14 protein-coding genes are annotated in these 13,094 nt (G+C 58.9%); 7 read left to right on the top strand and 7 right to left on the bottom strand.

The genetic code is table 11. The annotated features are described in order from the left end of the window. The first annotated feature begins 237 nt into the window (after window positions 1-237). Window positions 238-495 carry a hypothetical protein gene (locus AC0L2V_RS13470; RefSeq protein ID WP_473520307.1) on the top strand — a complete coding sequence of 86 codons (258 nt, stop codon included), beginning with the start codon at window positions 238-240 and terminating at the stop codon, window positions 493-495. A gap of 777 nt (window positions 496-1,272) precedes the next feature. Here the strand turns inward: AC0L2V_RS13470 and AC0L2V_RS13465 are convergent. The 7 genes from AC0L2V_RS13465 to AC0L2V_RS13435 all read right to left on the bottom strand — a co-directional run bounded on the left by AC0L2V_RS13465 (window position 1,273) and on the right by AC0L2V_RS13435 (window position 7,077). Next, window positions 1,273-2,118 (bottom strand): hypothetical protein, encoded by an 846-nt coding sequence (locus tag AC0L2V_RS13465; RefSeq protein ID WP_473520306.1) that lies wholly within the window; start codon window positions 2,116-2,118, stop codon window positions 1,273-1,275. Continuing rightward, on the bottom strand, window positions 2,115-3,506 hold the full coding sequence (locus tag AC0L2V_RS13460; RefSeq protein ID WP_473520305.1) for an AAA family ATPase: 1,392 nt from the start codon (window positions 3,504-3,506) through the stop codon (window positions 2,115-2,117). Before AC0L2V_RS13460 ends, AC0L2V_RS13465 begins: the two co-directional genes overlap by 4 nt. Before the next feature lie 89 nt (window positions 3,507-3,595). Next, entirely contained in the window at window positions 3,596-4,756 is a 1,161-nt protein-coding gene (locus AC0L2V_RS13455; protein ID WP_473520304.1) for a DUF2235 domain-containing protein, read from the bottom strand. Window positions 4,757-4,806: 50 nt separating this feature from the next. After that, on the bottom strand, window positions 4,807-5,745 hold the full coding sequence (locus tag AC0L2V_RS13450; protein WP_473520303.1) for an ImmA/IrrE family metallo-endopeptidase: 939 nt from the start codon (window positions 5,743-5,745) through the stop codon (window positions 4,807-4,809). Then, window positions 5,742-6,242: a helix-turn-helix domain-containing protein gene (locus AC0L2V_RS13445; protein WP_473520302.1), complete on the bottom strand. Its 501-nt coding sequence runs from the start codon at window positions 6,240-6,242 to the stop codon at window positions 5,742-5,744. Before AC0L2V_RS13445 ends, AC0L2V_RS13450 begins: the two co-directional genes overlap by 4 nt. An 11-nt stretch (window positions 6,243-6,253) precedes the next feature. Further along, the gene (locus tag AC0L2V_RS13440; protein ID WP_473520301.1) at window positions 6,254-6,868 is read right to left on the bottom strand and encodes a GNAT family N-acetyltransferase; all 615 of its coding nucleotides are present in this window, start codon (window positions 6,866-6,868) and stop codon (window positions 6,254-6,256) included. Further along, on the bottom strand, window positions 6,865-7,077 hold the full coding sequence (locus AC0L2V_RS13435; RefSeq protein ID WP_473520300.1) for a transcriptional regulator: 213 nt from the start codon (window positions 7,075-7,077) through the stop codon (window positions 6,865-6,867). The genes AC0L2V_RS13440 and AC0L2V_RS13435 overlap by 4 nt, the downstream gene beginning before the upstream one ends. Window positions 7,078-7,231: 154 nt before the next feature. Between AC0L2V_RS13435 and AC0L2V_RS13430 the strand changes: the two genes are divergently transcribed. The 6 genes from AC0L2V_RS13430 to AC0L2V_RS13405 all read left to right on the top strand — a co-directional run bounded on the left by AC0L2V_RS13430 (window position 7,232) and on the right by AC0L2V_RS13405 (window position 13,092). Then, window positions 7,232-8,197 carry a CBASS oligonucleotide cyclase gene (locus tag AC0L2V_RS13430; protein ID WP_473520299.1) on the top strand — a complete coding sequence of 322 codons (966 nt, stop codon included), beginning with the start codon at window positions 7,232-7,234 and terminating at the stop codon, window positions 8,195-8,197. 9 nt (window positions 8,198-8,206) lie between these two features. Further along, the gene (locus AC0L2V_RS13425; RefSeq protein WP_473520298.1) at window positions 8,207-8,722 is read left to right on the top strand and encodes an HORMA-1 domain-containing protein; all 516 of its coding nucleotides are present in this window, start codon (window positions 8,207-8,209) and stop codon (window positions 8,720-8,722) included. Continuing rightward, window positions 8,722-9,669 carry an AAA family ATPase gene (locus AC0L2V_RS13420; protein ID WP_473520297.1) on the top strand — a complete coding sequence of 316 codons (948 nt, stop codon included), beginning with the start codon at window positions 8,722-8,724 and terminating at the stop codon, window positions 9,667-9,669. The genes AC0L2V_RS13425 and AC0L2V_RS13420 overlap by 1 nt, the downstream gene beginning before the upstream one ends. Window positions 9,670-9,678: 9 nt before the next feature. Further along, window positions 9,679-11,208 (top strand): SAVED domain-containing protein, encoded by a 1,530-nt coding sequence (locus AC0L2V_RS13415; protein ID WP_473520296.1) that lies wholly within the window; start codon window positions 9,679-9,681, stop codon window positions 11,206-11,208. A 108-nt stretch (window positions 11,209-11,316) separates the two neighbouring features. Beyond that, complete coding sequence (locus AC0L2V_RS13410) at window positions 11,317-12,660, top strand: hypothetical protein (RefSeq protein ID WP_473520295.1); 1,344 nt, start codon at window positions 11,317-11,319, stop codon at window positions 12,658-12,660. A gap of 39 nt (window positions 12,661-12,699) precedes the next feature. After that, the gene (locus AC0L2V_RS13405) at window positions 12,700-13,092 is read left to right on the top strand and encodes a hypothetical protein (RefSeq protein WP_473520294.1); all 393 of its coding nucleotides are present in this window, start codon (window positions 12,700-12,702) and stop codon (window positions 13,090-13,092) included. Window positions 13,093-13,094: the final 2 nt, after the last annotated feature.

The raw sequence follows: 13,094 nt of genomic DNA, 5'->3' as shown, positions 1-13,094 counted from the left end.
GCTGCCGCTCAACTGCCCCACCATCGCAGGCGTCGCGATGACGAGCCGTTCTATTTGAGCTCCGATCCCGAGCGTTTGCACCGATGGACGGACGTGGCTAGACCGCGGCGATGAGCTTCCAAAAACTGCTAATGACGTCGGCGGCAAGGTTCAGGTTCGCAGCGGTCGCGAGAGGTCCTCGCCAAGTGGGCAAACGATCTGCGCCAGACATACAGGACGCTGGCAACACCTGCGGGAGTGTCGCCGCTCGACGCGCACCTGCTCATGAACCACGCGATCCCTGGAACCAACGCCGGTTACATCTCGAGGCACAAGCTGCTCGAAAATCACTTACGCGCCCAGCAGCAGGCGATCACCAACCTCATGTTTGGCGCCTTGGGCGACCAGGTCACGAAGGACCCTTCAATTCGTCGATGGCTCGGTCCGCGAGGAACTCAACAGGCGATAGAGGACGCCAAGCGAGAAGTCGGGTATGTCTTGCGCGATGCCGCGTAAGCCAATCACTGGACACGGGTAGCTCGTAGAATGCCCCCTACTCGTACAGCCCCCAGTTGCGATCCGGATCGTGCGGTCTGCCTCCGGTGGACTGACCCTAGAATGCCGAGGGGTGCCGTCCGAGTGCTGCTCTTGCCACTATTGCTCTTGTATCCGGTGACCTGCTTGCGCACGGAAATTGCAGCCGGCGTCTCGCCCGGCTTCTCTCCGCGCCGCATAGGAAAAGATCGCCCTTCCTGTACGCGGCCAAAATCGCCGAAGCCGCATCAGAATCGACCTCAACCACAAGGTCCAGAAGGCTTGGATCACGTGAATGAATTTCCGCGCGTACCGCCTTCTATCGGGCGTGACATTGAGAGCCGTGTAACCGAGATGTAAAGCTGAATGAGGCTTTCCCGGCGGGCATCGGGAACTGGCGGCACACAGGCTCCTTGTGCACTGTCCCTGCCGAGAAAAAGGGTAATCCAGAAAAAAAGCGGCGGTTAGTTTAGCCAAATTGCTCAGCCAAGTTTCGTTCGATAACATGCTGCGGCAGCGGATGGACAGCCCTAAAGGATGTGGGACGATCTCCCATTGGGTTTCTCGTGATGGGCGGATGGCAACCGCCTCTACGGCAACCATCAACCTCACCGAACGTTCCAGACTGCCAATTATGCGATTTCGAAGCAAAGCATGAACACAAGAAGTGAATAGCTCTGGCTTTCAGATCGCAAGCAGACACCAGATTGCCCGGACCCGCTCGGAAAAAGCGCGAAAGGCGACTCGTTTCATCGTGAGCTAGGCCAAAATACCCCACACCCTTAGAAAGAACCGGTTCATTCCGGCATATGGTGCTCGCACGTCCGCCAATCGTTCAAATTCCTTGAGGATGCGGGTGTGGGTACTCTGCGAGATTTCCGTCTCCAACATTGCAAGCTTCATAATCGCCAGAAGACTGTAGTGATGATATCGATCCCGTCGTAGCTCTTCACGATTGAGCCCGAGATAGCTCTCGGCAGCGGCATAGGCGCGAGCCGATTTGGCATGCGCTCCAGGGCGGACCCACACCTCTTCGTTGCTGTCGTCTGCCTTATAGTCAAAAATTGTTGTCGGATCTTCGAGGTAGGGATGCACAAGATCGGCGTCCTCGGCTGCCCATCGCTGCCTGACTACGCCGTCATCGGACAGAGAACCGTCGATCGCGAGAGCCTCAGACAAGGCTGCAAGATCAGCGGGATTTAGAGGTCTGGCCGCTGGCATCACTGGTGCCGCCAAACGCAGGTTTTCGGGCGCTACGGGGAAGAAGTCCTTCTTGTAGATCTGATTGCATATCTGGCATGAGAAAAGATAGTTGTCAAAGTCATAAGCTAGCCACCAATAAAGCGACTTCGGTCGAAAATGCTCGACGTCACCATGCGCAACAACAGAAGTCGACGCCTCGCAGTATGCGCATTTCTTCGCACTGTCGGCCCGAACTTTAGTCTTAGCTGACTTCCATTTGCCGGAAGCAAATGCTATCGGCTTGCCGCTTTCAACGCTCGTATAGTAGCGATCCAACAAATCGAGATGCTTTTCCTTCAGCCTCTCGCCTAGGAAGTCATTTGGGAACGCGGAGGCCTGGCGCTTCCGTATCAGCCGTATCATTTCAGCTTGCCGGTCGAGGACTGAGCCTTCGTTCGCGCCATAGCCCTGACGGCTTTCTGAACCGATGCCGCTGTGTCAGCACCATGCTTGCCTTGCAGTTCGTTGGCGATACGTTCGAGCAAGAGATTGGTAGGCCTAAGGTAGGCAGGAACACGTTCCCGGTCAGGGACGCCTTCCAGCTTCGCCTCCAGAGCCCGAATCTGCTGGGCGCGACCAGCCGCAGTGGAAGCGGGCTTGACGGTCGCCGACCGGCCCTTCTGGTCGCTGACAGGAAGGCCTTTAAGCGCCCTTAGATTTCGGCGAACCTCAGCTACTTGAGGCGAATCGAGCGTATCGAGACCGAATATAGGGCTCTGAATCAATTGGCTGAGTGTGAGCTTATTTGGTGCGCCCGCGAATTTCTCAACAACCACTCCGGCGTCCGGCGATGTTCCTCGCTTCAATACGAACAGTTCTTTGGTGCCGGCCTGATGGACGGTCAGAGGTGAGTGTGTTGTCGCGATAATCTGGAACCGCGGCAACGTCGCTCGCAAGAAGGACACAAGTTGCCTTTGCCAAACTGGATGGAGATGCAGATCGAGTTCATCGATCAGTAGGAGCCCTCGAGTGTTGAGTGGGTCTTTGTAGTTTTTGAACGTCTCGGTAACACGGAAAAGCAGATCTCCGCACCAAGCGGCCATGGCCTGGTACCCGTCGCTCAGGAGCTCGAGTGGCAAGGTGCCATCCGGTGTCTTGAACCTCAGCCGCCTATGCTCCTTGTCAACGCCGGCAAATTTAACGTCAGGAAGCAGTTTGTTCAGCGCACTGCGAACAAGGTCTAATCCTTTGTCGCCGCGTCGGTAGTCGAGATCGATCGCCCATTGCTCGAGCGAAACAAGCGCCGAGTTCGAGGAGAACAGGGTCGCCACGTTCTGAGACCGACTGGTTCTGTAAGCGGAACTGTTTGGTGCGATGCTCTGACTGTCGTGCGTCATGCGGCGATTCACGCCGTAGCCGACGACAAAGTAGTTCCTCGCTGCGTGCCGAAGCGCGTCATCCAACTCGCGCAATGAATTCTGATTGTCGGTGAGAAACCGCAATGTGCCGCTCCCACGCACGAATTTCAGCTCCACCCGCCGCAGATCCTCGTTCGCGGTGGCAAGTGCCAACTCGATGCTGGCGCTATCGTGTCCTTCCCGGATCCACCAATCGAGATCCCCCAAAATTTCCGGCAAGGCTTCGCTTCCTGCCAACGCCAATGCAGTGGCACGCAGGACGGTGCTCTTGCCCGAGCCATTCTCGCCGAGCAAGAAGGTCCATGGACGTGACTTGCCAGGCTGCTCCTCAAAGCCAATCGAGAGCGAACCGATTGAGCGGATGTTGGTAAGTGTCAATCTGCGTAAAAACATTGCGGTATCTTCATATCGTTCCAAAGATGGCACAATCGGCGGAAATGACGCACTGCGGCTCCTGCCGGTCCAAGCTGCTATTTCGTCCTTTACTCTATCAGGAAATCTGCTGGCATGTTTGGTGGCCGATCATCGCCGTTGCCGCGATCAGCCACCGATTGGTGAATACGCGCACCGGCTGGAATCGAGCGGCGGGCGAACAAGGGGATGGTCAGCCTGCTGCCCCTGGAACCATCCTCGGGCTTACGTCGCCATTGCGGAAGGAACTCCAATACACTCCAACCCCAACTCATCGAATTATGCGGTTTGGCATGTGGATCAGGAGGAATGTAAGGCTTGTCGGGGTTTTTGCCTAGGACGAGTTCGTTGACCGCTTGTGTCCGGTAGAACAGTCCCAAGGAGCGCGTCTGCTCGACCATCCATTGCAAGGCCACCTTGGCCAGGCCGCTTTCAATCTCAGGATAGCCGCCACCGACATCACCGTGGACACCAGCAAACCACACTTCATGAACGTCCTGCGGTTTAGCTGCAGCCTTGTTGAAAGGGTTACCCAAATACTCCTGACCTACCGGCCACAGCTGAGGCCGGAACATGGTGCGCCGCTCATCGATTGCAACGGCGTGGCGCACACTTTCGACGCTCCAGTTGCGCTTGGTGTAAGCGTGGGATCGCAATCGGGGTCCATAGCGGCCGTGCTCGATGACAGAAGCGACGGTGTCAAAAAGGCCTAGCAGCCGTATTGGCGGACGGTCCGGCGCGAGGATGCGTTCGTAGAGCCTGACTTCTCCAAACTTGTCTTCGCCATTCTCTCCGATGCCCTTGTAGGCGCGATAGGCATAATCGAGCAGATTCAAGTTTCGCTTTTCGATCAGACCTACCGCATGGATAAAGCCCGCAAGGACGCGAGCTGTATAGGCTCCCCTGCTGAAACCGAAAACAAAAATGCTATCGCGGGATCCTGACTCCCCGCCTGCGCTACGTCCGTCGTCATAATTTTCAACCAGAAACCGGTAGGCTTCCTTGACGTTGTAATCGAGGCCCCACCCGGTGGTCAAACCCCAAACTTCAACCGCCTTTCTCCAGAACCGCAACCACGCGTTTTCGGCTCCAAAGGTCCCTACTCCAGGATCATAATAGACGAGTTGTCGATCGCTCTTCTCCAGGGTGCCGTACAGCCGCAAGATATTACTTCGGTCGGCCGAGATTTCATTCGATGTCCCATCGAGCAGTATGACGATGTTCTTCGGCATGGCGCACTCCTGCGCAATATCAAAATCGAAAGAGAGTAATATGCTTTTGTTCACCGGAAAATCGACACGGCAGTTCTTTTAACGTGCGGCTTCAGCCACACGCCCAGCGTCAAGGCCTCGTGGCTGTTAAAGAACGTCTCGAAGCTGAACAGGTGCGGCTCGCCATTCAGATCTGACAGAACCAATTCGCTCTGCCCCAGACTCCCCCCACCTTGAGCCCCGCAATAGCTGACGATCGCCGCGAACAAATCGGCCTCCCGGATTGTACCGAACCGCTCACGAAATGGCGGAGACTCGACACAGTACCGGCAGGGATTGGCGGGATCAAAGCCAACCTTCCTTCTTGCCGGATGCGGATGACCGGTCACGAGTGCCACCATGGGCCGTCCGCCATGCGCCTGCTCGACGAGACGCCAAAGCGTCGACGTCATGGTGTTGCCGAACCCTTTACTGAGACCTCGAACAAGGTCGAAACTCGGCAGTGATGAAGTGGCCTCGACCACAAAGCGATCGCCGAGAAACAGGATCTGCCCGGCAGCGTAGTTCGCCTCCGCCTCTATGATCTCATGGCAAACGGGCGTCAGGGTCTGTTCGGTATCGCCGAGCATCATATCGGCGTGCCAGGGGATGAGGTCGTGACCGATCTCGTGTGCCTCATTCCATCGGTGCTTGATCGGGGGCAGGTTCTTGTCGAGCAGGATCCGCTTCTGGTCGGGAAGGTACAATGCCTTGAGACTGAGCGCTCGAACGGCATCTCGAAGAATGGTCGGCCGAAGTAGGACCTGCTTGCCGGCGACTTTCATACGCGAGAAAGTCTCCCGCAGCAGGCTATCGTCGGTCGTGCTGTAATAGCCGCGGTCAAGCTTGAGCAGGTCCCGGACCACGCGCAGATCAATCGGCGGCTTCGGGTTGCCAAGCCCGCTCAGGACCTTGACAACCTGGCCGTCGATGTCAATGATTGTGCGGTGTCCGAGACTGACGTTCTTCACTTCAGGCGTTTAGACTCCCGTTCGCTCAGGACAGCAACAAACGCCTCAAGCGCGGAGCTTTCCTCAGGGGTCAGCTTCTGTACTGCCTCAGAGCGCGCCGCGAATCGAACCGCTTCCTGTCGGAACCCAGCATCGTTCGCAACGACCAATCCGGCAAGTTGCATGAGCCGTCGCTGCGACACCTCGAAGGTCTGCGCCAGCTTGAACACTGTGCGCGGCTCGGGAATGTAATGGACGTCGTCCTCGATCACCAACAGTTCGCTGGCATCAAGGTCGGCGGCTTGAGCGAGTTCCTCCATTGAATAGCCGCGGCGCCGACGCATGAGGTTCACGAATTTGCCGAAGGCAATGCGCGTTTCCTCGCCAGCCGTAGCATGCGATGAAACCGGCCGCTCATCCGGCTTCGGATCGAGCGCGAGAAGACCAGCGCCGATGACGGCATCGCCCTCGCGGCGCGCACGAGCCATCCACCATTCCTTACTCCGTTCGAGTTTCATTGTTCTCGCTCCTATTCGAGAAAAGCACGAGCCTGCTCGGCAGTCATCTCGAAATATCTCAGGTTCTGATATGCAGAATCCGGCCCGAGGTCGGTCATTCCGATTTTTCGGTAGAAGGCATCGGCCTGCGGCAGCGAATGGAGTCCGAGCCGGCCCTTGAAGCCTTCGTCCTCGCTCAATGCAATCGCCGCGGTGATCAGCGCCGAACCAACACCACGCAATCGAGGCGCCGGACCGAACTCCGGCCGGTTCCACGGTGCAACTTCAAGATAGTCGACATAGACAAGCGGCTTTCGGACCTGATTCGGCTCCCGACTCGCCTTCGTGAGATCGACCTGTACGAGGCCCTGCGTCTCGCCATGTGCGACGACGCTAAACCCGCGAAACGCCAACAATCCCTGAACGCGAGCAGTCTTCTGAGCCCAGTTCCAGTGCCAGCTTTGCGGCCACTGCGACATCGGTACGCCTTTACGCGCCAAATCCTGCAATATGCCGAGCAGAGCAGGCTGCCATTTCGCCTGCCAATCATCGATCTGCGCCTGCTCGATCGCGTCACGCAGTTCGGCTTCGACATTATTTCCGGTCGCGACATCGAGAAGGTAGATTGTCGAGACGTCGACCGTCATAGGAGCATCAGCTCCGCCTTCTCCTTTGTGGCCTCATTTTCGAACAGGAGCTTTTCGCCCTTTTCAACTCGCGCCTCGATTGCCTGATAGAGGCGCAAGGCCTGCCGGAGCACGGCGGTCTTGGTGATGTCCTTCCGGACCGACAAGTCATCCAGAACCCGCATCTCGGCGTCGGTGAGGTTTAGCGTCATGGTCCGCTTCGCCATCATCTCATCCTCCGTCGTTGAGTTCGCATATAGAGAATCTACTTGAATATGTCAACGCTGATTAGCGATTTATTATGCCTTGAATAGCTAAATTTTAGCTATTATATCTTCATCACACGAGTCGGCGCTCTGTTGGGCCGACCAGCAGGAGCAGGAAATGGGACGGCAGCACGTCGGACATAACGACATCGCCACCTTCGCGCAGGACAGGGTGAACCTGCCGAAGGACAAGGCTGATGAATATCGGGCCCAGGCAAGGCGCCTGCGCGAGAAGCTGGAAGGCTACCTCGACGAACATCCGGATTTCACGCTGAGAAAGATGATGCTGTCGGGCAGCTTGGCGAAAGGCACTGCACTCCGTTCGCTCAACGACATCGATGTAGCTTGCTATATCAGCGGCACCGATGCGCCGATGGATATAAGAGCGCTGCTCGACTATCTCGCAGATCGGCTTCGCAAGGCCTTTCCCAATTTCAGCGCCGACCAAGTCCAGCCGCAAACCTATTCCGTGACGGTATCCTTCAGGGGGAGCGGACTCGACGTCGATGTGGTGCCGATCCTCTATGAGGGTGACGTGCAGTGGTACGGGAACCTCGTCAGCCAGGATGACGGTTCGTTCCTAAAAACGAGCATTCCCCTCCATCTCGACTTCGCAGCCAAGCGCAAACGCGCCCAGGAAAAGCACTTTGCCCAGGTCATCCGGCTCGCCAAATTCTGGGCACGTCGCATGAAGCAGGAACGCGACGGCTTCCGCTTCAAGTCCTTCATGATCGAAATGATCCTCGCCAAGCTCTGCGACGACGGCCTGGATTTTTCCGACTATCCGGAAGCACTCCAGCACTTCTTCACCTACATGGCCCGGACCGACTTTCGACAGCGGATCGTGTTCGGCGACTACTATCCCTTGTCGTCGGTAGGTGCATTCACTGACACGGTGCAGATCATCGATCCGGTGAACGCCGCCAACAACGTGGCGCGACTCTACACCGCGACAAATGCCGATGCGATCGTCGAGGCAGCCCTCGACGCAGGCGATGCCATCGACGCAGCGCTCGCCGCTCCTAACAAACAACTGACCCTCGCCTACTGGCAGAAGGTCTTCGGTTCATCCTTCCAGGTGTGAGGTCGCCCCATGTCCACCAGCTACAGCTACACGGAGAGTGGGACCTTCACGGTCACCCATGCACGTCAGATGGCGGCTAAAGTCGCCACCGACCTGAAGCGCATGCAGCGCTTTTACGGCAGTCCCTCTGACACCGAGATCGCAGAATTTGAAGCCGAGGCCACAGAAATGCTCAAGGCTGGCTATCTCAAGACCATCGCTTACGGCTTCAAGAGGAACGGTAATTGGATCGAGCCGACGTTGCGGTACACTGCTCGCGACCTCGCCGGCGCAGCGGCCAATGACGACGATCCTGGTCGGGTGCGACCGGGTGCCAACATCACCGGCGCTTCTTTCTACAGCTACATGACCTACACGTCTGCCTGGTTCCAACTGACCGAGTCCGAGCGTGCCGGCTTCGTAGGAAGGCTTCCTTTTTCCCGCGGCGGAGCTCCGGAGCCGGGTATCACCGGCTATCTCGCCAGTGATCGGACCTATTCGTCCGGTGGAATGGCACTCGACCGCGCCACCGTGAGGAGTTTCTGATGAGCACCAAGCCCACTCTCGACGACCTCTTCGAGCGGCGCATCACTTACCCCGACTTCGACCCGCAGACGCGCCTTGCGGGCTTGGTCGGTCTTGACGATCAGAAGAGTCGCCTGGCGAAGATTCTGGCTCTTCTCGTCAACCCAGCCGGTCTCGCTGTCTGGGCGCGGCAGCATCATCCCGACGCCGACGTGCTTCTCGACACGGTGCTGCGGCGACCGCCGCTGGTTGTGCTTGCCGGCGACGTCGGCTCCGGCAAGACCGAACTGGCCGAGACCATTGGCGACGCCGTCGCGCGGCAGGAGAAGATAGACATCACACTTTTGCCTCTCAGCCTTTCGACCCGTGGTCAGGGCCGGGTCGGTGAGATGACGCAGCTCATTTCGGCTGCCTTCGACTACACCGTGGCGGAGGCAACCAAACTCAAATCCACGTCCGGCAAAGCGCGTGGGGCGATTATCCTGCTTGTTGACGAGGCCGATGCGCTCGCCCAGTCCCGCGAGGCAACGCAAATGCATCATGAGGACAAGGCAGGGGTAAACGCGTTCATTCGCGGCATCGACCGTATTGCCAATACGAAGCTGCCAGCGGCCGTATTGATGTGCACAAACCGTATCAGCGCGCTCGACCCGGCGGTCCGCCGCCGCGCTGCAGACGTGTTGAGTTTTGAACGTCCGGCCGACGAGCAGCGTCGCTTCGTCCTTGCGAGCAGGCTGGAGCCGATCGGCCTCAGTCGCCAGCATATCGAGGCGGTGGTCGCGGCCACCGGGCCGCAGCACGGGTATCGCGATTACGGCTTCACCTTTTCGGACCTCACACAGCGGCTGCTTCCCGCGATCGTGCTCGATGCCTATCCGTCAAAGCCCATCGATGGCGCCCGCGCTGTCGAGATCGCCAGGGCTATGGTTCCGACGCCGCCCTTCCGGGACAACGCAGTTGCCGCGTGAGGTGGAAAGATGACGCAGGCAGTGACCGTCCGGCGTGACGGAGATACGTTCCAGGCGCGTCTCTTCTGGTGGCATGCCGCTCGCCTTCTGGACCCGGAAAGCCCCGTCGTGCGGGTCGGATTCGAATGCGGACCGAAAAGCTTCGACGACATATGGGTCGAATACGACCCAAAGCGCGGCGCCTCAGACCAGTACGGCGATCCGTTGCTGCGCGAGCACATGCAGTGCAAGTGGCATGTGACGCCCGACAACTACGGCTATTCGCATCTTATCGATCCGGAATTCATCAACGCCAACGCCCGCTCCCTGCTGCAGCGGGCGCGAGAGGCGCAGCTCAGCTACGCTCCGGCCGGCAGTGGCGTACGCTTCAAGTTGGTGACCAACTGGCGTCTTGATCGTGCTGACCCCTTACGACAGATGGTAGGGATGCGCTCCGGCGCCATGCGGCTCGAGCGCCTCTATGGCTCAGTTACAGACAACAGCAAGGCAGGTTCCGTGCGCAAGGCGTGGCGGGAGCATCTCGGTATCGACGAAGAGGAGCTTCGCATTCTCGCCCGCACGCTCGCTTTCGGAGAAGCGACCGATACGCTGGATGCCCTGCGCGATCAGCTCGACATCTTGTTTGGTCTCGTCGGCCTGCGCCGTATTCCGGCGAACCAGAGCGCCTTCCCCTACGACGATGTCGTTTTCCAGTGGATGGCGCAGGGGCGACTTCAATTCGACCGCTCCAGCTTTCGTGCCGTCTGCGCCCGCGAGGACCTCCTCGGATCGGCCCAAGGCGGGCCGAAGGTCTATGGCGTTAAATCCTTCGAACATGCTTTCGACCGGCTTGAGGAACGATGTCACGTCGTCCTGGACTTCGTGCCCTCGTTCGACGAGCGCTATATCCGCAGCGACGCGGATTGGGAGACGAAGCTCTATTCCAAGCTCAAGGCATTTCTCCTCGCGGCGGCGAAAGATCAGCCGCGCCTGCGGCTCGCCCTCGACGCGCATGTGACGCTCGCGTTCGCGGCGGGGTCCGTCATCAACATTAAATCCGGCCGTCAGGTCGAACTCGAGCAGCGCGGCACCGGACCGAGGATATGGTCGGCTGACGACACGCTCTCCGATCCGGCCTGGCCGTCGCTCGTTTCCGAGATGGTCGAACTGCGGCAAGACTACCCGGATTTGGCTGTGGCGATAGGCCTGACGCATGACATATCCTCCGACGTCCGCCGCTATTGCGAGGCGGCGCTCCCGACGATCGGCCGGTTGCTGATTCTTAAGCCGAGCACTGGACCCGGAGCCCAATCGATAATGTGCGGGCGACATGCGTTCGAGCTGGCGGACGCGGCAAGCAACGCGATGCGTTGTGGAAAGGCTGCTGGCGGCGGCCGGGCTCATCTCTTTATCGCCGCGCCTAACGCGTTCACATTCTTCCTCGGTCAGCGCCAGACGGCGCTCGGGCCGGTCCGGCTCTACGAGTTCGATTTCGAGGGCGAAAGAGGCCGGTCGTACACGCCCGCACTGACATTGCCTCTGCCGAAGGGACTTGGGTGACCAGCAAATGCGCGATGCGGAAGCAGCCGCTAGGTATCTTGGCCGGCAGCGTCCCTCTTGCAAGGGTCTATGAGCTCCCTTAGTCTCCATGACTTGGGAGGTTCACTCATGCTTGTGCGAGTGTTCGCTGTTCTGGCGGTTTTGCTTTCCACGGCGGCGGCCCAAGCCGCAACATGCACTGTTCCAAGCTACAATACGTTCTATACGATCCCTGCTAATCACACCGCCGCCGAAGCTTTCAAGGGAAAGTTCGACTATCCGGCGGCGACGAGCGAGCCGCTGCCTAGCTTCTTGTCTATCGACTATCATGCAGACTGGAAAGCGTACCTCTGGGCTGTTCTGGACTACGCCTACGAAGGCAATAATGCGGTCGATTTCGACGTCACCAAGAACAGCGTCCGGGGCTGGTACCATGCTCTATGGATGCACGTGGGCGAAGACGGCCGAGAGTTCTTCCACGGGCTCACTCAGGAACGTCCGACGAGGCCCAACCAGCTCAAAGAAAATACCAGCACGACTTTTTTCACCTGGGCGGTGGGGTACTACAACAGCTTAGGGGCAACGACGTTTGCCAAGGTCTATGCTGATCCGTGCAATCCGGCCATCGACAGCATCCTGTTTCCGATCGGGACGGTGTCGTTCAAACTGCTGTTCACATCGGCGACCGAACAACAACTGCCTTACCTCGCCGGCGCGCCCAGCTGGCAAACCCACACCGGTAGCGGCAACGGTCCCGACGGCCGCACCGAACGGTCGATGCGCCTGCTTCAGGTTGACATCGCGGTGCGCGACCCCCGGGACAGCGCTACCGGCTGGGTCTTTGGCACCTTCGTCTACAACAATGCCGTGGCCGATTCTGACCCATGGCGCCGCCTGCGGCCCGTGGGGCTGGCCTGGGGAAACGATCCGACCGTTGTGCCGGGACAACCGCTGCTCGAGAGCGTGACCGATCCGACGCTGGAATCCATCCTGTTTGGTTGGACCGGACGTGAAGAGCTGGGCTGGGGAGGACGCGCCAATGGCCCGGCCGACAACCTTCTGAGCTCTTGCCTCTCTTGCCACGCGAGTGCGCAGTTCCCGCGCAGCGACGACTTCGGTAATGTGCCGCCGGCGGGGGCCGTGACTGACGTCTCCAAGCGGCTCACCGACTACTTCCGCAACATCAAGGCGGGCGAAGTCTTTGACCTCAAGACGAAGTTTTTCGGAGCGCCCGACATCGTCGACGCGGCTTCCATGGACTATTCGCTGCAGCTGCAGCGCGGGCTCGAGAACATGTGCAGCGAGGCAAAGGCTGGCCACGCGCCGTTCGATGTCGCGGGCATCCCGCCAATCTGCTTGCCGCAGCAGTTCAACGTCGGTGGACCGGCGCTTGCGCCCGAGACGCCAGAAGACGCAGCCGAAAAGCTGCAGGCGATCGACTTCGATAGTCTCGTCAACACACCGATACGCTAGTCAGGACGACCAGTTTTCTCAACGGGCTTGGGGACTCTCATGGATGGACAGAACGACTTCTTCACATGGCAGAGTCTTGCGACCTTTGCAGGCACGGCGACGGCCACGACCGCAATCGTCAACGGCGTGAATAAGGTGTGGCCAACGGTCGGCTCGGCAGCTGCGCTCGGCCTCGGCGTCTCGCTGGTGTTGTGTCTCGTCGCCGCGGTCATTGATCCGGCTACGGGACAAATCGTTTTTGCGCGCCCGTTTGCGACGTATTTGATAGCGATCGTCAACGGCTTCTTCGTGTTTGCGTCCGCTGCGGGGCTCTCGGCCGGCGGCGCCGCCGTCGTACACGGTGAGACGAAGAATCCTGCCACCCCCCGCGGGGCGGAGGGTGCACCAAATGTACCGATGCCCGCGCCACGGTTCTGGAAGAGCTGGTTCTAGAG

The organism is Mesorhizobium sp. WSM4814, assembly GCF_055811595.1.
The sequence above is the reverse complement of the archived record's forward strand: the minus strand, read 5'-3'. Positions and strand labels throughout refer to the sequence as shown.